The organism is Streptomyces sp. NPDC001492 (assembly GCF_053597275.1).
The window spans coordinates 140,427-161,002 of sequence record NZ_JBSFHW010000016.1 but is presented as its reverse complement, the minus strand read 5'-3'; the positions used below and the strand labels follow the sequence as shown (position 1 = coordinate 161,002).

Annotated in this window: 20 protein-coding genes; 2 read left to right on the top strand and 18 right to left on the bottom strand. The window is 68.5% G+C overall.

All coding sequences use genetic code 11. The features are described from left to right. Positions 1–123 precede the first annotated feature (123 nt). From ACWC1K_RS21775 to ACWC1K_RS21725, 11 genes are all read right to left on the bottom strand, one after another. Positions 124–2,985: a DEAD/DEAH box helicase gene (locus ACWC1K_RS21775; protein WP_450833474.1), complete on the bottom strand. Its 2,862-nt coding sequence runs from the start codon at positions 2,983–2,985 to the stop codon at positions 124–126. A gap of 91 nt (positions 2,986–3,076) precedes the next feature. Continuing rightward, positions 3,077–3,958 carry a twin-arginine translocase subunit TatC gene (gene tatC / locus ACWC1K_RS21770; RefSeq protein ID WP_450833520.1) on the bottom strand — a complete coding sequence of 294 codons (882 nt, stop codon included), beginning with the start codon at positions 3,956–3,958 and terminating at the stop codon, positions 3,077–3,079. 92 nt (positions 3,959–4,050) lie between these two features. Further along, positions 4,051–4,335: a Sec-independent protein translocase subunit TatA gene (gene tatA / locus ACWC1K_RS21765; protein ID WP_450697278.1), complete on the bottom strand. Its 285-nt coding sequence runs from the start codon at positions 4,333–4,335 to the stop codon at positions 4,051–4,053. A gap of 261 nt (positions 4,336–4,596) precedes the next feature. Next, a complete protein-coding gene (locus tag ACWC1K_RS21760; RefSeq protein ID WP_450833472.1) occupies positions 4,597–4,791 on the bottom strand; it encodes a hypothetical protein in 195 nt (64 codons plus the stop codon). A gap of 10 nt (positions 4,792–4,801) precedes the next feature. Then, positions 4,802–5,086, bottom strand: coding sequence for a hypothetical protein (locus ACWC1K_RS21755; protein ID WP_450833471.1), 285 nt, complete (start codon positions 5,084–5,086; stop codon positions 4,802–4,804). 82 nt (positions 5,087–5,168) lie between these two features. Next, the gene (locus ACWC1K_RS21750) at positions 5,169–6,194 is read right to left on the bottom strand and encodes a helix-turn-helix transcriptional regulator (protein WP_450833469.1); all 1,026 of its coding nucleotides are present in this window, start codon (positions 6,192–6,194) and stop codon (positions 5,169–5,171) included. Between the two features lie 19 nt (positions 6,195–6,213). Then, positions 6,214–7,167 (bottom strand): helix-turn-helix transcriptional regulator, encoded by a 954-nt coding sequence (locus ACWC1K_RS21745; RefSeq protein WP_450833467.1) that lies wholly within the window; start codon positions 7,165–7,167, stop codon positions 6,214–6,216. 130 nt (positions 7,168–7,297) lie between these two features. Further along, positions 7,298–7,669, bottom strand: coding sequence for an FKBP-type peptidyl-prolyl cis-trans isomerase (locus tag ACWC1K_RS21740; RefSeq protein ID WP_030945962.1), 372 nt, complete (start codon positions 7,667–7,669; stop codon positions 7,298–7,300). Between the two features lie 60 nt (positions 7,670–7,729). Continuing rightward, positions 7,730–8,731 carry an FKBP-type peptidyl-prolyl cis-trans isomerase gene (locus ACWC1K_RS21735; protein ID WP_450833466.1) on the bottom strand — a complete coding sequence of 334 codons (1,002 nt, stop codon included), beginning with the start codon at positions 8,729–8,731 and terminating at the stop codon, positions 7,730–7,732. A gap of 135 nt (positions 8,732–8,866) precedes the next feature. Beyond that, a complete protein-coding gene (gene pafA / locus ACWC1K_RS21730) occupies positions 8,867–10,228 on the bottom strand; it encodes a Pup--protein ligase (RefSeq protein WP_059196529.1) in 1,362 nt (453 codons plus the stop codon). Positions 10,229–10,237: 9 nt separating this feature from the next. Next, positions 10,238–11,497 (bottom strand): MFS transporter, encoded by a 1,260-nt coding sequence (locus ACWC1K_RS21725; protein WP_450833464.1) that lies wholly within the window; start codon positions 11,495–11,497, stop codon positions 10,238–10,240. A gap of 162 nt (positions 11,498–11,659) precedes the next feature. Between ACWC1K_RS21725 and ACWC1K_RS21720 the strand changes: the two genes are divergently transcribed. Next, positions 11,660–12,676 (top strand): LacI family DNA-binding transcriptional regulator, encoded by a 1,017-nt coding sequence (locus tag ACWC1K_RS21720; protein WP_450833462.1) that lies wholly within the window; start codon positions 11,660–11,662, stop codon positions 12,674–12,676. 72 nt (positions 12,677–12,748) lie between these two features. Here the strand turns inward: ACWC1K_RS21720 and prcA are convergent, their stop codons facing one another. From prcA to arc, 6 genes are all read right to left on the bottom strand, one after another. Further along, entirely contained in the window at positions 12,749–13,501 is a 753-nt protein-coding gene (gene prcA / locus ACWC1K_RS21715; protein WP_450833460.1) for a proteasome subunit alpha, read from the bottom strand. Between the two features lie 61 nt (positions 13,502–13,562). Continuing rightward, positions 13,563–14,408 (bottom strand): proteasome subunit beta, encoded by an 846-nt coding sequence (prcB, locus tag ACWC1K_RS21710; protein ID WP_450833458.1) that lies wholly within the window; start codon positions 14,406–14,408, stop codon positions 13,563–13,565. Continuing rightward, entirely contained in the window at positions 14,360–14,971 is a 612-nt protein-coding gene (locus ACWC1K_RS21705; protein WP_450833456.1) for an endonuclease VII domain-containing protein, read from the bottom strand. The genes prcB and ACWC1K_RS21705 overlap by 49 nt, the downstream gene beginning before the upstream one ends. Before the next feature lie 44 nt (positions 14,972–15,015). Continuing rightward, on the bottom strand, positions 15,016–15,234 hold the full coding sequence (locus tag ACWC1K_RS21700) for a ubiquitin-like protein Pup (protein ID WP_011027899.1): 219 nt from the start codon (positions 15,232–15,234) through the stop codon (positions 15,016–15,018). 156 nt (positions 15,235–15,390) lie between these two features. After that, positions 15,391–16,902, bottom strand: coding sequence for a depupylase/deamidase Dop (dop, locus tag ACWC1K_RS21695; RefSeq protein ID WP_450833454.1), 1,512 nt, complete (start codon positions 16,900–16,902; stop codon positions 15,391–15,393). A gap of 245 nt (positions 16,903–17,147) precedes the next feature. After that, positions 17,148–18,914, bottom strand: a complete 1,767-nt coding sequence (gene arc, locus ACWC1K_RS21690; RefSeq protein WP_099927637.1) for a proteasome ATPase — start codon at positions 18,912–18,914, stop codon at positions 17,148–17,150. Positions 18,915–19,472: 558 nt separating this feature from the next. Here arc and ACWC1K_RS21685 point away from each other — a divergent pair. Beyond that, entirely contained in the window at positions 19,473–19,778 is a 306-nt protein-coding gene (locus tag ACWC1K_RS21685; RefSeq protein ID WP_351466187.1) for a ferredoxin, read from the top strand. Between the two features lie 57 nt (positions 19,779–19,835). On the opposite strand, the gene ACWC1K_RS21680 is transcribed toward ACWC1K_RS21685, so the two are convergent. Then, positions 19,836–20,408 (bottom strand): hypothetical protein, encoded by a 573-nt coding sequence (locus ACWC1K_RS21680; protein ID WP_450833452.1) that lies wholly within the window; start codon positions 20,406–20,408, stop codon positions 19,836–19,838. Positions 20,409–20,576 lie beyond the last annotated feature (168 nt).

Sequence of the window (20,576 nt, the reverse complement as noted above, 5' to 3'; positions counted from 1 at the left end):
CCGACCCGCAATCGAACCGCAGGCGCTACGCGCACCCCAGTCAATCCGCAGATGCGCCGCAGGCATCAGGGGCGCGGGGAACGGCGCGACCAGCCACAGACGACATGCACCCGCACGCCAACCTCACCCCACCGACGAGTAGGCCACAACCCCCCGCAGCAGCAGGTCGACCGCCTTGCGGGCGTTCTTCGCGACCGTCGAGCTCTCCCCGCCGGACACAGGAGCCGCAGCGGAGATCTGCCCCAGGACGTCAATCACCTGCTTGCACCACCGCACGAAGTCCCCGGCCGGCATCTCGGCCTCCCGCAGCACCTCGTCCAGCCCCTTGCCGCTGGCCCACATGTAGGCGGCCCAGGCGAACCCGAGGTCCGGCTCCCGCTGGCCCACGCCCTCGGTCTGGGTGATCCGGAAGTCCTCCTCCAGGGCGTCCAGCCGCCCCCAGATCCGCACCATCTCGCCGAGCGCGGCCTTCGCCTTGCCGGAGGGCAGCTTCGGCGCCATGGCGTCGTCGCCCACCCGTGCCTCGTACACCAATGCCGAGACGCAGGCGGCGAGTTCGGCGGGGCCGAGCCCGTTCCACACCCCGGCGCGCAGGCACTCACTGGCCAGCAGGTCGAGTTCGCCGTACAGCCGTGCCAGCCGCTTGCCGTGCTCGGTGACCTCGTCACCGCGCAGATAGTCCAGCTCGGTCAGCAGCGCCACGATCCGGTCGAAGGTCCGCGCGATGGTGTTCGTACGGCCCTCGATACGGCGCTCCAGCTGCGAGGTGTCCCGCAGCAGCCGGTGGTAGCGCTCGGCCCAGCGGGCGTGGTCCTCCCGCTCGTTGCACCCGTGGCAGGGGTGGGCGCGGATGGCCGTCCGCAGCCTTGCGATCTCACGGTCGTCGGCCGCCTGGGAGCGCTTCTTGCGGGCCCGCTCCGGCGGAATGTGCCCGGCCTTGGTGCGCAGCGCGGAGGCGAGGTCCCGACGCGACTGGGGGGAGCGCGGGTTGAAGGACTTCGGGATGCGCATCCGCTCCAGCGCCTCGACCGGCACCGGGAAGTCCATCGAGGCGAGCCGCTTGACCTGCCGCTCGGCCGTCAGGACCAGTGGTCGCGGCCCGTCGTGGTGCTCGAAGCCCCGGTGGCCGTTGGAACGCCCGGCCGGCAGCCCCGGATCCAGCACCAGCGCCAGACCGGCGTACTTGCCCGTCGGCACATGGATGACATCACCCGGCTTGAGCTTCTCCAGCGCGACGGCGGCCTCGGCACGCCGCTCGGCCGCCCCCTGCCGGGCCAGCTCGGTCTCCCGGTCCTTGAGCTCGCGGCGCAGCCGCGCGTACTCCTCGAAGTCGCCCAAGTGGCAGGTCATGGAGGCCTTGTAGCCCTCCAGGCCCTCCTCGTTGCGCTGCACCTGCCGGGAGATCCCGACGACCGACTTGTCGGCCTGGAACTGCGCGAAGGAGGTCTCAAGGAGCTCACGCGAACGGTGTCGCCCGAACTGCTCCACCAGGTTGACCGCCATGTTGTACGACGGCTTGAAGCTGGAGCGCAGCGGGTAGGTGCGCGTGCCCGCCAGCCCGGCGAGGTGCTCGGGGCTCATCCCGCGCTGCCACAGGACGACGGCGTGGCCCTCGACGTCGATGCCGCGCCGGCCCGCGCGGCCGGTCAACTGCGTGTACTCGCCGGGTGTGATGTCGGCGTGCTGCTCGCCGTTCCACTTGACGAGCTTCTCCAACACCACCGAGCGCGCGGGCATGTTGATGCCGAGCGCGAGGGTCTCGGTGGCGAACACGGCCTTGACCAGCCCCCGTACGAACAGTTCCTCGACGACCTCCTTGAACGTCGGCAGCATGCCCGCGTGGTGGGCCGCGATACCGCGCTCCAGGCCCTCCAGCCATTCGTAGTACCCGAGGACGTGCAGGTCCTCGGTGGGGATGGCGGCGGTGCGCTCCTCAACGAGGTCGCGGACCTTCGCGCGCGCCTCGTCGTCGTTGAGCCGCAGCCCGGCGTACAGACACTGCTGCACGGCGGCCTCGCAGGCGGCGCGGCTGAAGATGAAGGTGATGGCGGGCAGCAGGCCCTCGGCGTCGAGCCGCTCGATGACCTCGGGGCGGCCCGGGGTCCACACCCGCGAGCGCTGTCTGCGCTCCCGCTCGCGGTCGGCCTCACGCATCGCCCGGCCCCGTCTGCGGTCCTGGTACGAGGGCCGCTGGGCCTCCATCCGGGCCAGCCGCGTGAGGTCGGGGTTGACGGCCTTCTTGTGGCCCTCGCCCTCCTCGAACAGGTCGTACATCCGTCGCCCGGCGAGCACGTGCTGGAACAGCGGCACGGGCCGGTGCTCGGAGACGATCACCTCGGTGTCGCCACGGACGGTGTCGAGCCAGTCACCGAACTCCTCGGCGTTGGACACGGTCGCCGACAGGGACACCAGGGTCACCGACTCCGGCAGGTGGATGATCACCTCTTCCCATACGGCGCCGCGGAAGCGGTCGGAGAGGTAGTGCACCTCGTCCATGACCACGTAGCCGAGGCCGAGGAGGGTCTGCGAGCCCGCGTACAGCATGTTCCGCAGCACCTCGGTGGTCATCACGACCACCGGGGCGTCGGGGTTGATGCTGTTGTCGCCGGTGAGCAGTCCGACCATGCCGTCCCCGTAACGACGGCACAGGTCGGCGTACTTCTGGTTCGACAGCGCCTTGATGGGTGTCGTGTAGAAGCACTTCTTGCCCTGCATCATCGCGAGGTGGACGGCGAACTCGCCCACGATCGTCTTGCCGGAGCCGGTGGGCGCGGCGACCAGCACGCCCTTGCCCGCTTCCAGCGCCTGGCAGGCCTCTATCTGGAAGGGGTCGAGGCCGAAGTCGTACATCTCGCGGAAGGAGGCGAGCGCGGTGGCCTGCTCGGCAGCGCGCCTGCGGGCAGCCGCGTACCGTTCAGCCGGGGAGAGGTCCTCTGTCATCGTGCTTTCGAGCGTACCGGTCCGCACTGACAACAGGACGATCATTATCCGTTCCGGGACCCTCCCCGCACGCAGCACAAGGGCCGGACGGTTCTTCCGTCCGGCCCTTGGTCATGCCGTTGTCCCGTGGTGGTGCTCAGGTGACGTCGTCGTACCCGTTGACGCTCCCGTTGGCCTGCTCGGGCACAGTCGGCCCCGCCGAGACGCGCTCGACCTCGCCGATGGGTTCCGGCGTCAGGTCGAGGTCGGAGGCCTCGTCGTCGTCCAGTTCGGCGTCGGGATTCGCCCGCCTGCGGCGCCGGTCGTTCAGCATGGCGACGCCGACCGCGATGAAGTAGAGGACCACGATGGGCCCGGCCAGGGCGATCATGCCGAAGGGGTCGGTGGTGGGGGTGGCCACCGCTCCGAAGACGAAGACGCCCATGACGACGCCGCGCCACCAGCTGACCATCCTGCGGCCGCTCACGATGCCCGCGAAGTTGAGCATGACCAGGATCAGAGGCAGCTCGAAGGCGCCTCCGAAGATGAGGATCATCCGGACGATGAAGTCCAGGATCTTGTCCATCGGCAGGATGTTCGCCGAGCCCTGGGGCGTGATCCCGAGGAGCACGCGCATGCTGATCGGCAGGATCGTGTAGGCGAGCCAGGCGCCCGCCAGAAAGAGCGGTACGGCGGCCGACACGAACCAGTAGGTGTACTTGCGCTCGTGCTTGTGCAGGCCCGGTGCCACGAACGCCCAGAGCTGGTAGAGCCAGACCGGGCTGGAGAGCACGACGCCCGCCATGAAGACCACCTTCACCGTGGTGGTGAAGGGCGACAACAGGTCGGTGTACGCGATGACCGCACAGTGGCCGCCGGTGGACTCCCCCAGACCCTTCGTGCAGCGGGGCACCGGGTCCATGAGGAAGCTCATCAGCTGATTGCTGTAAAAGGCAGCCACCACGGATACGACCGTGATGGCCAGCATGCCCTTCGCGAGCCGGTTGCGGAGCTCACGAAGGTGATCCACGAGCGGCATCCGCCCCTCGGGATCCTTCTCCTTCTTGCGGGCAGACTTGAGCAACCCACATCCTCATCTCGTGCGGCGGGCCGGAGGTGTCCGGCCCTGCGTCAGCGCTTGGTGGTGTCCGTCGGCTCGCTGACCGGGCGCGAGCTGGTCACGTCACCGGGGGCGGCCTGGATGGTGCGCTGAGCCGGGGGCTGCTCGTCGTTGGGCGGGCCGGCCGGGGTGGCCGTGCTGCTGCCCTCTTCCTTCATCGCCTTGGCCTCGCTCTTGAGGATGCGAGCGGACTTGCCGAGCGAGCGCGCCATGTCGGGAAGCTTCTTGGCGCCGAAAAGGAGAACGACGACGATAAGGATGAGAATGATCTCGGGGGCGCCGAGCCTTCCGAACATAAGTCTTTACCTTCTCACCGAGGCGGCTGGGGTGGGGTGCTGTCCGACCAGTCGGACAAGTGTCCGATCAGCCGTGCTGCCAGCGATCGTAACGCTCAGGGGTAAACGTGAGGCAATCCCCGTGCGTACTCCCGGTCCGCGGTCCGGGCCTCGTTCTCCGGGCCGCGACCAGCAGCGTACCCGCCAGGGTGGCCCCGATGACAGGTCGAAGTGACCCAAACCGCCTGGGCAGCACGACTCACACGCCTCGCAGAGCAGCACTCAGAGGGAGTCCGCGGCGCGGGCGGTGCTCACGGCCGCCCGCTCGAGGTCCTCGGCGGCCTGGTTGATACGGCGCGCGGAGTCCGTGACCTGCCGGCCGAGGCGCTGCGCCTCGACGAACACCCGCACGGCGAACACCCCGAGGACGGCAAGGCCCAGGAAACCCACAGCTACCGCGAACATCGGCCAGAACATGACGTCGAGCCTAGACCGTCCGCAAGGTCCTGACCCCGCCGCCGGTCAGCAGCTCGACGATGCGCTCGCCGGCCGGCTTGCGGACCGAGGCGCCGCAGTCGGGGCAGGTGAAGGAGTAGAAAGTCGTGCGGCTGCTGGCGCCGATCGCCAGGCGCAGGGCCGCGGCGGCGAGCTCGAAGCTGCCACGGCAGTCCGGGCAGCCCGCCCTGAACGTCACCGGGGACACGCTTCTCATCCCGGCGAAGGCGGCCGCCACCGACATGCCCCCCGCACCAGCAACCGACGACTCGCTCAAAGCCCCTGCTCCTCTTCCCTAGGCCGATCGCCTCCGGGGCCCCGCAGCCGACGCCCCTTCCAGCTCACTCCCGCCTGCCGGACTACCCGTCGTGCACCGCGGGCCCGCCACGCGGGACCTGCGCCTCGACGCCGTCGTACGCCGCCAGCGCCGCACGGGCCGCCTGGCGGGCACTCTCGGCGAGCTCGGGCGGCGAGACGATCCGGCCGTCCCGTCCGAGCCGCAGCGCCAGCCGCCGCAGCGACGCCGGATCCGGGGTCCGCAGGGTGATACGCAGTCCGCCGTCCGCAAGCTCATCCGCGCTGTCGTGCGGGTAGTACTCGGCGACCCAGCGGCCGCCCGGGCCCACCTCGACGACGACCTCCGGGTCCTCGGCGGCGGGCTGCACCAGCGCCTCCGACAGGTCCCTGAGTTCGATCTCGGGCGGCGCGGACGGCTCGTCCAGGATCCTGATCTCGGCGACCCGGTCGAGCCGGAAGGTCCGGCGCGCCTCGGAGCGCCGGCACCAGGCCTCCACATAGGTGTGCCCGACGCTGACGAGCCGGATGGGGTCGATCTCGCGCTCGGTGAGCTCGTCACGCGCGGGCGAGTAGTAGCGGATCCACAGGCGGCGGCGCTCCGAGATCGCACGGTCGACGTCGGCGAAGACACCGCCCTCCGACTCGAAGGTCACCGACAGCCGGGAGCTGGCGCCCGCCGCCTCACCGGCCGCGGCCTCCAGCTTGGCGTTGGCCCGCAGCAGCGCCTGCCGGTCGCTCTCCCGCAGCCCGGGCAGGGTGGACACCGCGCGGGCGGCCACCAGCAGCGCCGTCGCCTCGTCGGCGGCCAGCCGCAGGGGCTCCGCTGTCTCTTCGCCGAGGGCAGCAGGGTTGTGCCACCAGATGCGCTCGCCGTCGGTGTCGATGTCGAGCAGGTCGCCGCCGCGGAAGCTGGTGCCGCACATGGGCAGCACATCCAGGTCGGAGACCAGCTCCTCCTCACTGATGCCGAAGGCGCGCGCGACGTCCTCCACCCGGGCCCCGGGACGCTCCTTCAGATACGTCACCAGGGAGAGCATCCGCCGGGTCTGGTCGATGGCGTTCACGGGCCTGACCGGTTTGCCTGCCACTGTCCTGCTCCGCTCCCCCTCAGCCCTTGGCCACGGCACGCAGCCGGTCCACCACGTCCGCACGCAGCTCGGCCGGTTCGAGGACCACCACGTCCGGCCCGAACTCCACCAGCCAGGCATCCAGCCCGTGCCCGTACGGAATCTCCAACTCGTCCCAGCCGTCGCCGAGTTCCCGCACCGCGGTGGCCTTCGCCCGAAGGGGGTATCCCGCGCCCGAACGCAGCCGGATCAGGGCGGAACGGTCGGCGGTCTCCCCCGCCCAGCTCGCCACGGTCTCCCGGACCGTGACGACATCGGGGATCTCCGCCGTGAACCGGCCGCTGCGGCTGCGCACCTTGCCGGTGATCCGCGACAGCCTGAAGACCCGCTCGGCGCCCCGGTCGCGGTCCCAGCCGGCCAGATACCAGTGGCCGCGCCAGCACTCCAGCGCCCACGGCTCCACATGCCGGGTCTCGGGGTGGGCGGCGGTGGCCTTGCGGTAGTCGAAGACGACCGGCCGGCGATCGCGGCAGGCCAGCATCAGCGGCTCGAACGCGACCTCGTGCACGGGGATACGGGGCTCCAGGGCGCCGTGCGCCTCATACGGGTCGACGTCCTCGGGCAGCCCCGCCGCGCGCAGCTTCTGCAGGGCGCCGCTGGCCGCACCGGCCAGCCGGGCCTGCTGCCACACCTTGGCGGCGAGACCGAGAGCGGCGGCCTCCTCGGCGTCGAGCGTGATGGGCGGCAGACGGTTGCTGTCACGGCGGGCCAGATAGCCCACCTCGCCGTCGAGGTTCTCCACCGTCTCGATGACCAGGCCGAGTTCGCGCAGATCGTCCTTGTCCCGCTCGAACATCCGGCTGAAGGAGTCGTCACTGCCCGCTTCGAGGTAGGCCTCGATGGACTCACGAAGCTCGCGCTTGCTGAGCGGCCGCCGCGTCCCGAGCAGACACAGCGCCAGGTTCATCAGCCGCTCGGCCTTGGCAATGGCCATCGACGCCCTTCGCCTCCCTATGGTGCTTTACGACGATGACCGTACCGCCCCCGGGTGGCGTGGCAAAAGCCGAGGGCCCATGCCCGGACAGGCATGGGCCCCAGGTGATCGGGTCCGGTCGCGGCGGCGATCAGACCGCGACGAGGTCGACCACGAAGATCAGCGTCTCGCCCGGCTTGATCGCCGGAGTCGGGCTCTGGTTGCCGTAGGCGAGGTGGGCCGGGATCGTCAGCTGACGACGCCCGCCGACCTTCATGCCCTGCACGCCCAGGTCCCAGCCCTTGATGACGCGGCCGCCACCGAGCGGGAAGCGGAACGGCGTCCCGCGGTTCCAGCTCGCGTCGAACTCCTCGCCGGTGCTGAAGGCGACGCCCACGTAGTGGACGGTGACGGTCTGGCCCGCCTGCGCCACCGCGCCGTCGCCCTCCCAGATGTCCTTGATCTCGAGGTCCGCCGGGGGCTCGCCGCCCGGGAAGTCGATCTCGGGCTTCTCGATGCTCACGTCTCTAGCTCCTGCTTGTCTGCGGAAAGGCAACACGCACAGTCTTACATCACCGGGCCGTTACATCTTGGCCAGGATGTCGACCGAGAAGACCAGCACGGAGTCCTTCTTGATGCCGCTGCCGGCCGGCGGCTTGTCCCCGTATCCCAGCTTCGGCGGGACGACGATGAGGACCCGGCTGCCGACCTTCTTGCCGGTCAGGCCCTGCCCCCAGCCCTTGACGACTTGCTGCAGCCCGAACGACGTCAGCGCCTTGCGGCTGTAGGAGGAGTCGAACTCCTTGCCCGAGTCCCAGAACACGCCCTTGTACTGCACCAGCACCGTGTCCTGCGCGCCGACCACGGGGCCGTCGCCCTCGATGATGTAGGTCGCCACCAGCTTGGTGGGCGCGGCCTTCTTGGGCACCTCGATGGAGGGCGCCGCACCGTCGGTGTTGGTGCCGACCTTGGGCAGCGCCGCGTCCTTCTGCGCCACCTCCGAGCCCTTGGCGGAGCTCTTGGCGTTGAACGTGGCCTGCACGTCCACCACGAACACCAGCGTGTCGGTGCCCTTGATACCCGCCTGCGAGTTGCCCGAGGTGCCGTACCCCCAGGTGGGCGGGACGGCCATTTCGACGCGGCTGCCGGTCTTCCTGCCCGTCAGGCCGTACCGCCAGCCGTCGATGATGCTGCCCTCGGCGAGCTGGATGATCAGGGGCGTCTTGCGGTCGTAGGAGTTGTCGAAGACCTTCGCCGTGTTCCAGATCTGGCCGAGGTAGTGGGCCTGCACATAGTCGTTCTCCGCGATCGTCTGCCCGCCGCCCGCGATGAGCGTCTTGACCGCGAGGTTCTTCGACGGCTCGCCGGTGCCCTTGGCGACGGTCGGCTTCTCACCGAACTTCGTGCCCGCCGTGATCGCCGGCAGCGGCCCGTCGACGATCTTGGGCGGCGGCGCGGCGGACGTGGCCGGTGCGGAGGGCGCCGGACTCGCTTCGGCCTTGCTCGAGGCGGACTTTTCGTCACCGCATCCGGCGAGTGTGACCAGTCCTGCGGGAACGGCGATGAGAAGGGAGCGTCGGCGCACGGTTAAGGCCTCGTATCGGTCGATCTTGTGGATGGCGTGCGCGCAACTCTACGGCGTGAGAAGGGCGCCGTACGTGAAACGTACGGCGCCCGTGTTGCGTTCCGGGCTTTCACCGGAACGCCTTGTTCACATAGCTCACATTCCTGCGATCAGCTTCTCCACCCGGTCGTCCACGGAACGGAACGGGTCCTTGCACAACACCGTGCGCTGCGCCTGGTCGTTGAGCTTCAGATGGACCCAGTCGACCGTGAAGTCCCGGCGCTGTTCCTGGGCCCTGCGGATGAAGTCGCCGCGCAGCCGGGCCCGAGTGGTCTGCGGCGGAACGGACTTGCCCTCGAAGATCTTCAAGTCGTTGCAGATCCGGGCCGCTTGGCCCTTCCTCTCGAGCAGGTAGTACAGGCCACGACGACGGTGGATGTCGTGGTAGGCGAGGTCTATCTGCGCGACCCTCGGATGCGACATGGTCATGTTGTGCTTGGCCCGGTACCGCTCGATGAGCTTGTACTTCATCACCCAGTCGATCTCGGTGCCGATCCGGTCGAGGTCCTCCGCCTCGATCGCGTCCAGCGTGCGGCCCCACAGCTCCAGGACCTGCTCGACGGTGCCCGTGCGGATACCGCGGCGCTCGCAGAAGTCCACGGCCTTCTCGTAGTACTCGCGCTGCACCTCGAGGGCGGACGCCTCGCGGCCGCTGGCCAGACGCACCTTGCGCCGGCCCGTGATGTCGTGGCTGACCTCGCGGATCGCCCGGATCGGGTTCTCCAGGGTCAGGTCCCGCATCACCGTGCCCGCCTCGATCATGCGCAGCACCAGGTCGGTCGCTCCGACCTTGAGCAGCATGGTCGTCTCGGACATGTTCGAGTCGCCCACGATGACGTGCAGGCGGCGGTAGCGCTCGGCGTCCGCGTGCGGTTCGTCGCGGGTGTTGATGATGGGCCTCGAACGGGTCGTCGCCGAGGAGACGCCCTCCCAGATGTGCTCGGCCCGCTGGCTGACGCAGTACACCGCGCCCCGCGGAGTCTGCAGCACCTTGCCGGCACCGCACAGAAGCTGCCTCGTGACGAGGAACGGAATGAGAATGTCCGCGAGCCGGGAGAACTCCCCATGACGTGCGACGAGATAGTTCTCGTGACAGCCGTAGGAGTTGCCCGCCGAGTCGGTGTTGTTCTTGAAGAGGTAGACGTCGCCCGCGATTCCCTCCTCGTGCAGGCGTCGTTCGGCGTCCACCAGGAGTCCTTCGAGAATGCGCTCGCCCGCTTTGTCGTGGGTGACCAGTTCGGTCACGTTGTCACATTCCGGTGTCGCGTATTCCGGATGTGAGCCCACGTCGAGATAGAGGCGGGCGCCGTTTCGCAGAAAGACATTGCTGCTGCGGCCCCATGACACGACACGGCGGAAGAGGTACCGCGCCACCTCGTCGGGAGACAGGCGGCGCTGTCCCCTGAACGTACACGTGACGCCGTACTCGTTCTCCAGCCCGAAAATGCGGCGGTCCATGACTGAACATTACGCCCGATCCCCTGAGCTGAAACGGGGTTCGACGGCACGGTTTGGATCATTTTCCGATGAAGCCGCAACCACCGCGCTCCCCGCGGGAGCTGCAAGGACCTTCCCGGTGGCCAGCAGAACCAGCAGCGCCACGGCCCCCGCGACACCCGGCACGGCGAACCCCCACACCGCCCCGCCCCGCTCGACGACCGGGCCCGCCAGGCCCGTTCCCACGGAGGAACCCACTGTGAACGTCGTCACAATCCACGAGAACGCCTCGGTGACCGTGCCACGCGGCGCATGCCGGTCGACGAGGACGAACGCACACGCGAGACACGGCGCGAGGAAGAGCCCCGCAACCGCCGCGAGCACCGTCATCGCCACCGGACCCGGCATCAGAGTGAGCGGCAGATAACACACCGCCAGAAGCGCCACCAGCACCCGCAGTCGCCGCTCCGGCGCACCACTCCACTGCCGCGCCCCGTACGCCGTACCGCCCACGAGAGCCCCGAGGCCGATCGCCGCCATCAGCCAGCCGTACACCGCATCCCCACCGTGTCCGTCCGCATACGCCACGGCCGCGACCGCAATGGACCCGAGCGCGATCCCCACCGCCAGGAACGCCCCCAGCAGCACCAGCAGACCAGGCGAGCGCAGCGCACCCAGCCAGTGCGCCTCACGGGGCGCGGAACGCCACACACGCGAAGGCGGCGACACGACCACCGACAGCGCACCCAGCACACCGAGGACATTGACGAGCACCAGCGCCACCTGCGCCGACCACAGCGACACGCACAGCGTCACCAGCAACGGCCCGACGGTGAACATGACTTCCTGGGCGACGGCGTCCAAGGCGTACGCCGTCTGCACCTGACCCTCGTCGCGCAGCACCGAGGACCACAGCGCCCGCAGGCCACCCTCCAGGGGAGGGGTGAACAGCCCGGCGAGCGCCACGCACACATACGCGAGCGCCGGCGGATCGATGCCGACGACAGCGAACCCGGACATGGCGAGCGCCGAAGCGAGCGCGGCGGGCAGCTGGACACGCGGCTGCCCGTACAGATCCACCAGCCGTCCCAGCAGCGGCTGCCCCACGGCATTGGCGACCCCGTACACCGCCGCGAGCCCACCGGCCAGGCTGTAGGTTCCGCCCTCCGCCCGCACGAACAGCACGACGGCGATCGCCGCGACCGCACACGGCAGCCGGCCCACCAGCGTGCCGGCGAGCAGACGCGCGGCGTGCCGCGTCCTGAAGATCTCCACGTATCCCGCAGCCATGCCCGCTTCCCCTCACCCGGACCGACGCCGGAAGTGTTACGTATAACGTCCCTTCTCATACGTACCATGTGCGCTGTTCACGCGTCCAGACGACGGAAGTGAGCCGAAGGGCAGCCGGAGCGCCCGGAGGCGCACGACCAGCAGACAAGGAGCAGGCCCACGGTGGCACCCGGCAGCACCCGCCCCACCAGCCGCGACGTCGCCCAGGCCGCCGGCGTCTCCCAGGCCGCGGTCTCCCTCGTCCTCGGCGACAAATGGCGCGGCCGCGTCTCCGCAACGACCGCCGAACGCGTACGCCAAGCCGCCCGCGACCTCGGCTACCGGCCCAACCTCGCCGCCCGCAACCTGCGCCTCGGCCGCACCCGCACCGTCCTGCTCGTGGTCCCGGCACTGACGACGGAGTTCTTCGCGGGCGTCTACACGGGCGCCGCCCGCGTCGCCGCCGACCACGGCTTCGGCGTCGTCCTGTACCCCTCCCCCGAAGGCATCGGCCCCGCCCGCGACCCCTTCGCCTCCGCCCAGGCCGCCCTAGACGGCGTCATCGCCTCCTCCATGGCCGCCGACGCCCTCACCGCCATCCGCGGCGACCAACTCCCCCTCGTCATGCTCGACAGCGACCCCAGGGGCAGCCTCGGCGCGGCCACCGTGAACCTCGACATCACGGACGGCGTCAGACAGGTCGCCGAACACCTGCTGGGCCTGGGCCACCGCCACTTCCTGCACCTCGCGGCAGACGTGGCCTCCTGGACCTTCGAGGTACGCGCGCGCGAACTGGCCGCACGCGTCGGAGCCGTCCCCGGCACCTCGGTACGGACGGTTCGGGCACCGATCTCCATCGAGGGCGCCCTGACCGCCGCCGAAGCCGCCCTCTCCGCCCCCGGCCCCCGGCCCACCGCCGTGGTCTGCGACGACGACAAACTCGCCGCCGGCGCCTACAAAGCAGCCCGCCGCCTCGGCCTGCACATCCCCGACGACCTCTCCGTCACCGGCCTCGACGACCTCGCCCTCGCCACCGCCCTCGACCCCGAACTCACGACCGTCCGCCTCGACGCCGAACTCTTCGGCGAGCGCGGCATGGAGGCCCTGCTCGCAGTCCTGGAGGGACGTGTGCCCGACGGGGGCGACATCCCCGTCCACCTGGTCGCACGAGGCTCGACAGCGCCGCCCAGCGCCCCCTGAACGCCCTGTGCCCCGGCCGCATAGACGACCGGGGCACACAGGAGCGGGACGGGGGCAAGGCGGCCTGTCGGCCTACTCCTCGTCCGAACCCTCCTCCGCACTGCTCTCGGCCTCGGTCGCCGCTCCGTCCGCCTCCAGGAGCCGAGACAGCTGGCGACCCACGATCCGCTTGAACTTCCGCGCCTGCGGACGCGTACGGTCCAGCACCGCGACCTCCAGACGCTCAGCGGGAATCTCCCGCTGCGTGCCGTTCGTATCACGCGACAGCGCCTGCACGGCCAGCTTCAGCCCCTCGGCGAGAGACATGCCCTCACGGTGCTGCTGATCGAGATAGGTGCCGATCTGCTCAGAATTGCCACCGACCGCGACCGAACCATGCTCGTCCACGATCGACCCGTCATGCGGCAACCGATAGATCTGATCACCCTCGGGCGTCTCACCCACCTCGGCGACGACCAGCTCCACCTCGTACGGCTTCTCGGCCGCACTGGAGAAGATCGTGCCCAGCGTCTGGGCATACACGTTGGCAAGACCGCGGGCCGTCACATCATCACGGTCATAGGTGTAACCACGAAGATCGGCGTACCGCACACCACCGATCCGCAGATTCTCGTACTCGTTGTACTTGCCGGCGGCCGCAAAACCGATCCGGTCATAGATCTCGCTGAACTTGTGCAGCGCACGGGACGGGTTCTCGCCGACGAAGACGATGCCGTCGGCATACTGCAACACGACCAGGCTGCGACCACGGGCGATGCCCTTACGGGCGTACTCCGCCCGGTCGGCCATGGCCTGCTGGGGTGAGACATAGAACGGCGTCGACACCGGTTATCCGTCCCTTTCTGTCGAAGTCACGCGATCACCTTCGTAAGAGCCGGTCACCCGGCTACAGCAGCGCGGCCCGCGGACCGTCGGGCTGCTCCAGCCGCCGCGCCAGGATCGAGCGAGCGATCTCGGAGGACTCGTCCTCCGTCAGCCGGCGGAAACCGTCCTCGGTGATCACGGTCACGATCGGATAGATCCGGCGGGCGACATCGGGACCACCCGTCGCCGAGTCGTCGTCAGCCGCGTCGTACAGGGCCTGCACCACGAGCGTCGTGGCGTCGGCCTCGCTCAAGTCATCACGGAAGAGCTTCTTCATGGCACCGCGCGCAAAGATCGAACCGGAGCCCGTGGCCGCGTACCCGTGCTCCTCGGAGCGGCCGCCCGTCACGTCATAGGAGAAGATGCGCCCCTTCCCGCGGTCCACGTCGTAACCGGCGAAGAGGGGAACCACGGCCAGACCCTGCATGGCCATGCCCAGGTTGGAACGGATCATGGTCGACAGCCGGTTCGCCTTGCCCTCCAACGAGAGCTGCGCCCCCTCGACCTTCTCGAAGTGCTCCAGCTCCAGCTGGAACAACTTGACCATCTCCACGGCCAGGCCCGCCGTACCGGCGATACCCACCGCCGAGTACTCATCGGCCGGGAACACCTTCTCGATGTCCCGCTGCGCGATGACGTTGCCCATGGTGGCGCGACGGTCACCGGCCAGCACGACACCGCCCGGGAACGTCACGGCCACGATGGTCGTGCCGTGCGGCGCCTCGATGACGCCCTGCGTCGGGGGCAGCTGCCGGTTGCCCGGCAGCATCTCCGGCTGGTGCTCGGACAGAAAGTCCATGAAGGACGACGAGCCAGGCGTCAGGAAGGCAGCTGGTAGACGCCCGGTGCTACGAGTGTTGGCTTCCACGCGATTCCTTCCACGTAAGCAGCAGCCCGCCTTATGGCATCGGGCCGATCCTTGAACTGCCCCAGTGCGGCATTGCAGCTGAAGCACAGTACGCCTCGGACCCTACCCGTCTTGTGGCAGTGATCCACATGCTCGGGCACAGCCGCCAAACATATGCAGCAGACGCCTCCTTGAGAGGCGATCAACTCGTCACGCTCGGCTTCGGTGATGCCGTACTGACGCTTCAGATGGTCCTGCCGGCTCTGGACCGCCCTGCAGGCCTTGCAGCGCGTCGACAGGCCGTCGGACGCAGTGGCGTTGCCATGCCACTCGCTGTGTGGCTTGACCTCGCCGCATGTCCTGCAGAGTTTGTGCCCGGTCGGGACATCCACCCTCTCCCGGACCGGCTTGCCCAGTGCCTCTCGGCGCCGCCGGTAGTGCGCGGCGCTGTACTCCGCCACGCACTCCCGGCAGTGCACCTGGAGGCCGTCACGCCGATTCTTGTCGCGCGCGAATGCAGCAAGAGGCAGGTCTCGCCCGCATTTCCTGCATTGCTTCGCGTCTGATTCGCCAGCCACCCTCATCCCCCGCCGCCTTCAATTCGAAGACAGAAGTGATCTCGCGGCCTTTACTCTCCACCTTTTTGCACGAATGAACGCACGAAATCCTCGGCATTTTCCTCGAGTACGTCATCGATTTCGTCGAGGACGGAGTCCACGTCATCGCTCAGCTTTTCCTGGCGCTCCTTGAGGTCCTCGGATGCCTGCGCATCCTGTGCCTGCTCCTCGACCTCCTCCGTGGAGCGCGTCGCCTTCTGCTGGCCGCCGCCGGTGTCCTTGGTCGCCATAACCCCTCACCCCGCTCGGTTCGACGTTCTTGATCAGACCCTACAAGCAGGGTCTGACATCGGCCCCGCAGTTGCTACAACGTACGGGGGCCACCTCGATGATTCCCTGACGTTGGACTTTCCACCCTGTCGGGCCGGTTCGGCCCTCGCGTCCGCTCAGCCGCCGGACAGCACCCTGACCAGGTCTTCCGCCGTGCGGCAGCGGTCCAGGAGTTCCTTGACGTGATTTCGCGTTCCGCGAAGCGGTTCCAGGGTTGGGACGCGCTGGAGCGAGTCCCGTCCCGGGAGGTCGAAGATCACGGAGTCCCAGGAGGCCGCCGCGACGTCGTCCGCGTACTGCTCCAGGCAGCGGCCGCGGAAGTAGGCGCGGGTGTCCTCCGGCGGCTTCGTACGGGCCCTCTCGACCTCGTTCTCGTCCAGGAGGCGCTTCATGCGGCCGCGGGCCGCGAGACGGTTGTAGAGGCCCTTTTCGGGGCGTACGTCGGCGTACTGGAGGTCGAGGAGGTGGAGCTTTGCGGCGTCCCAGTCGAGGCCGTCGCGGCGCCGGTAGCCCTCCATGAGTTCCCGCTTGGCGACCCAGTCCAGTTCGCCGGCGAGGCTCATGGGGTCGTTCTCCAGGCGGTTGAGGGTGTCCTCCCAGCGGGCCAGGACGTCCTTGGTCTGGTCGTCGGCGTCCGCGCCGAAGCGTTCCTCGACGTATTTGCGGGAGAGCTCGAAGTACTCCATCTGGAGCTGGACGGCGGTGAGTGTGCGGCCGCTGCGGAGGGTGACCAGGCGCTTGAGGGTGGGGTCGTGGGAGACCTGGTGGAGGGTGCGGACGGGCTGGTCCACGGCGAGGTCCACGGCGATGAAGCCGTCTTCGATCATCGACAGCACGAGGGCTGTGGTGCCCAGTTTCAGGTAGGTCGAGATCTCCGAGAGGTTCGCGTCGCCGATGATCACGTGCAGGCGGCGGTACTTCTCGGCGTCGGAGTGGGGCTCGTCGCGCGTGTTGATGATCGGGCGCTTGAGGGTGGTCTCCAGGCCTACTTCGACCTCGAAGTAGTCGGCGCGCTGGCTGAGCTGGAAGCCGTGTTCGTGGCCGTCCTGGCCGATGCCGACGCGGCCGGCGCCGGTGACGACCTGGCGGGAGACGAAGAAGGGCGTGAGGTGGCGCACGATGTCCGAGAAGGGGGTTTCCCGCTTCATCAGGTAGTTCTCGTGCGTGCCGTAGGAGGCGCCCTTGTTGTCGGTGTTGTTCTTGTAGAGGTGGATCGGCTGGGCGCCGGGGAGTGCGGCGGCCCGTTCGGCGGCTTCGGCCATGATGCGTTCGCCGGCCTTGTCCCAGAGGACGGCGTCGCGGGGGTTGGTGACCTCGGGGGAGCTGTATTCGGGGTGGGCGTGGTCGACGTAGAGTCGTGCGCCGTTGGTGAGGATCACGTTGGCGAGGCCGATGTCCTCGTCGGTGAGCTGGCTGGCGTCGGCGGCCTCGCGGGCGAGGTCGAAGCCTCGCGCGTCGCGCAGCGGGTTCTCCTCCTCGAAGTCCCAGCGGGCCCGGCGGGCCCGGTGCATCGCCGCCGCGTAGGCGTTGACGATCTGGGACGAGGTGAGCATGGCATTGGCGTTGGGGTGGCCGGGGACGGAGATGCCGTACTCCGTCTCGATGCCCATTACTCGCCGTACGGTCATGCGGCCCTCCTTGCCCGGCGGCGCCCTCGGTCGGGGACGCTGCTCAAGTACCGCTGGCGCTCCGGTGCGTGTGCGGTGCCCGTCCCCGCACTGCGCGACTCGGCGGTACCGAAGAGCCTAGAACGGCTTTGCGCTGGTGGGGAGATCATTTGCGTCATTGCCTTGCGCGCCTCTTGTTGCGGTCTTGGCCTGAAAAACAGTCGACTGCGGGTACCCGGTGAGGGCACCCGCAGCCGCCCTGTTTTTTACAGGTACTGACCGGTGTTCGCCACCGTGTCGATGGAGCGTCCGGTGTCGGCGCCCTGCTTTCCGGTGATGAGGGTGCGGATGTAGACGATCCGTTCGCCCTTCTTTCCGGAGATTCGGGCCCAGTCGTCCGGGTTGGTGGTGTTGGGGAGGTCTTCGTTCTCCTTGAACTCGTCCACGCAAGCCTGGAGGAGGTGGGAGACGCGGAGGCCCTTCTGGTTGTGGTCGAGGAAGTCCTTGATCGCCATCTTCTTGGCGCGTCCGACGATGTTTTCGATCATGGCGCCGGAGTTGAAGTCCTTGAAGTAGAGGACTTCCTTGTCACCGTTGGCGTAGGTGACCTCCAGGAAGCGGTTCTCCTCGGATTCCGCGTACATGTGTTCGACGGCCGTCTGGATCATGCTTTCGACGGTGGTCGTCTTGCTGCCGCCGTGCTCGCCGAGGTCGTCGGCGTGCAGGGGGAGGCGTTCGGTGAGGTACTTGCCGAAGATGTCCTTGGCGGCTTCGGCGTCGGGGCGCTCGATCTTGATCTTCACATCGAGGCGACCGGGGCGCAGGATGGCGGGGTCGATCATGTCCTCGCGGTTGGAGGCGCCGATCACGACCACGTTCTGCAGGCCCTCCACACCGTCGATCTCGGCGAGCAGCTGGGGGACGATGGTGTTCTCCACGTCCGAGCTGACACCGGAGCCTCGGGTGCGGAAGAGGGACTCCATCTCGTCGAAGAAGACGATGACCGGGGTGCCCTCGCTGGCCTTCTCCCTCGCACGCTGGAAGACGAGGCGGATCTGCCGCTCGGTCTCACCGACGTACTTGTTGAGGAGCTCGGGGCCCTTGATGTTGAGGAAGAAGCTCTTGCCGGCGGCCTGGCCGGTGACTTCGGCGACCTTCTTGGCCAGCGAGTTGGCGACGGCCTTGGCGATGAGCGTCTTTCCGCATCCGGGGGGCCCGTACAGCAGGACGCCCTTGGGCGGCCGCAGTTCGTGCTCCTTGAAGAGGTCCGGGTAGAGGTACGGCAGCTCGACCGCGTCGCGGATGGCCTCGATCTGGCCGCCGAGTCCGCCGATCTGCTCGTAACCGATGTCGGGAACCTCTTCGAGGACGAGTTCCTCGACCTCGCTCTTCGGAACGATCTCGTAGACATAGCCGGAACGGGGTTCGAGCAGCAGGGCGTCACCGGGGCGGATGTTCACGTCCAGCAGTGGCTCGGCGAGCCGTACCACCCGCTCCTCATCGGTGTGCCCGAGCACCAGGGCTCGTTCGCCGTCCTCGAGGATCTCCTTGAGGGTGACGATGTCCCCGACGCGCTCGAACTCCATGGCCTCGACCACGTTGAGCGCTTCGTTGAGCATTACTTCCTGGCCGCGCCTCAGTTCTTCGAGGTCGACGCTGGGGCTGACGTTCACGCGGAGTTTGCGGCCTCCGGTGAAGATGTCGGCCGTGCCGTCCTCGTTCGCCGTGAGGAAGACTCCGAAGCCGGCCGGTGGCTGTGCGAGCCGGTCGACCTCTTCCTTGAGGGCCACGATCTGGTCGCGGGCCTCACGGAGCGTGTTGGCGAGTCGCTCGTTCTGGGCGGACACGCCGGCCAGGTTGGTCTGCAGCTCGACGATCCGCTCTTCGAGAATCCTCGTGTGTCGCGGAGAGTCGGCGAGCTTGCGTCGCAGGACGGCGATCTCCTGCTCAAGGTAGGCAATCTGCCCGGCCGGGTCGTCGGACCCTCGTCCCGGGCGGATGCCGCGGTTCATGTCGTCGTCGTGGGCTGCCACGGTCCTCACCTCCTCCAAGGGGAGCTGGACGCTTCCAGACCCTACCTGGGTGGGTGTCGATTGAAACCCCTAGATCACAAAGACGGTAGGGGCGTGTCCGATCTTGCCCCTTGCGCCGTTCCTCACGCCAGGGGAATACCCATTCATCAACCTTCGAAAGCAGGCAGTAGTCGGTGATGGAGTGTTCAACACCCATCGGTGTCGAGCCTAGTTGTCAACGCCGCGCACCTGCGAACAGGAGCGCGGCGGCTCGGTGGGTGGCGTGCGGCGGGGCCTGGGGCTACGCCGTGCGCCGGTGACGTGACGCGGTCCACAGGGCAGACTCGTACGGCGATTTTCGGCCATACAGGAGGTTCTCTTCGGTCGATGTCGGGAGGATCACCCCAGGCGAAGAAGTGTTCGAGGCTTGCGGTCCGGGCAGTACCTGCAGGGGCCGGTTGAAACCCGGAGTACCGCCGAAACGGACGGGGAGGTGGCCGGAGGTAGGGTCGAGTCGGTCAGCACCCGTCAGAGCCGGCCCGATTTTTCGCCGGCTCGACAGCCGAAACGGCAGGAGACATGAGCGTGCAGCAGGAGGTCGCGACCGGCGGCGAGGAGCTGGAGGTCTGGATCGACCAGGACCTGTGTACCGGCGACGGAATCTGCGCCCAGTACGCGCCGGAGGTGTTCGAGCTGGACATCGACGGTCTGGCCTATGTGAAGGGCGCGGACGACGAGCTGCTGCAGGCCCCGGGCGCCACGACCCCCGTCCCGCTGCCGCTTCTGACGGATGTGGTGGACTCCGCCAAGGAGTGTCCCGGCGACTGCATCCATGTGCGTCGGGTTTCGGACAAGATCGAGGTCTACGGCCCGGACGCGGAGTGACCGGGCGGACACGGGCCGTCACATCTGTCTGTTTTCTCACACGGCGGGCGCTCCGGCTCAGACGCTGTGCGCCCCGGCGGGCGTGGAGCGCGTGAACGCGCCGTTCTTCCACTGCCACTTGGCGCTCTGCGTCACGTCCGGGCAGCAGCGGGGCACGTCGTCGGACGAGTAGCCGAGCAGCGTCGCCGTGACGGCTCCGTCGTGTACGGCGAAGGCGCCGACGGTGTCACCTGTCTTGGGGTCGAGCAGGGTCGCCACCACGCGCGGCTTTCCGTCCGTGCCGCGGGTGAGGACGTACACGCCGTCGGGCGGGGTGCCCATGGGGGCGTCGCAGTGCACGACGGCCACGGTTTCGGGGTTTCCGTCGCCGTCGAGGTCCCCGGTGCCCTTCTTCTCTACGACGGCTTTGACCGGGCCGCAGGTGAGGGGGAAGTCGATGCCCGCGGTACTGGGTGCGGTCGCCGTGCGGGCGGTCCCGGCCCGGGGGCCGGCCGGCTGGGCCGCCGTCGCGGAGTTGGGCTGCAGCAGCGAGGAGAGGGCCATGACGCCCGAGACGGCCGCGGCGGTGGCGACCCAGTGGATGGGGCGGGTGTGCGTGTGTGCCAGTTCCGGGACGGCGGATTGCTGCACTAGGAGTGTCTCCTGTGAGGGCTGTGCCGGTGGGGGTGGCCTGCATCGTGCCACACGTCACAGTGCGGGGGAACGGCGGGGTGTTCGGTTCCTCGAATGAGTGGTGCCGGGTTTGTTCGGTTTGTAAGGTTGTGTCAACAGAAGGGCGCTGCGGCCGAGTTGCGGATG

What these genes read in the sequence shown, in the direction of transcription:
- ACWC1K_RS21775 (WP_450833474.1), bottom strand. Translation starts at nt 2,985, where the DNA reads ATGATCGTCCTGTTGTCAGTGCGGACCGGTACGCTCGAAAGCACGATG.
- tatC (WP_450833520.1), bottom strand. Translation starts at nt 3,958, where the DNA reads ATGCCGCTCGTGGATCACCTTCGTGAGCTCCGCAACCGGCTCGCGAAG.
- tatA (WP_450697278.1), bottom strand. Translation starts at nt 4,335, where the DNA reads ATGTTCGGAAGGCTCGGCGCCCCCGAGATCATTCTCATCCTTATCGTC.
- ACWC1K_RS21760 (WP_450833472.1), bottom strand. Translation starts at nt 4,791, where the DNA reads ATGTTCTGGCCGATGTTCGCGGTAGCTGTGGGTTTCCTGGGCCTTGCC.
- ACWC1K_RS21745 (WP_450833467.1), bottom strand. Translation starts at nt 7,167, where the DNA reads ATGGCCATTGCCAAGGCCGAGCGGCTGATGAACCTGGCGCTGTGTCTG.
- pafA (WP_059196529.1), bottom strand. Translation starts at nt 10,228, where the DNA reads ATGGACCGCCGCATTTTCGGGCTGGAGAACGAGTACGGCGTCACGTGT.
- ACWC1K_RS21725 (WP_450833464.1), bottom strand. Translation starts at nt 11,497, where the DNA reads ATGGCTGCGGGATACGTGGAGATCTTCAGGACGCGGCACGCCGCGCGT.
- ACWC1K_RS21705 (WP_450833456.1), bottom strand. Translation starts at nt 14,971, where the DNA reads ATGAGGGTGGCTGGCGAATCAGACGCGAAGCAATGCAGGAAATGCGGG.
- ACWC1K_RS21700 (WP_011027899.1), bottom strand. Translation starts at nt 15,234, where the DNA reads ATGGCGACCAAGGACACCGGCGGCGGCCAGCAGAAGGCGACGCGCTCC.
- dop (WP_450833454.1), bottom strand. Translation starts at nt 16,902, where the DNA reads ATGACCGTACGGCGAGTAATGGGCATCGAGACGGAGTACGGCATCTCC.
- ACWC1K_RS21685 (WP_351466187.1), top strand. Translation starts at nt 19,473, where the DNA reads ATGAGCGTGCAGCAGGAGGTCGCGACCGGCGGCGAGGAGCTGGAGGTC.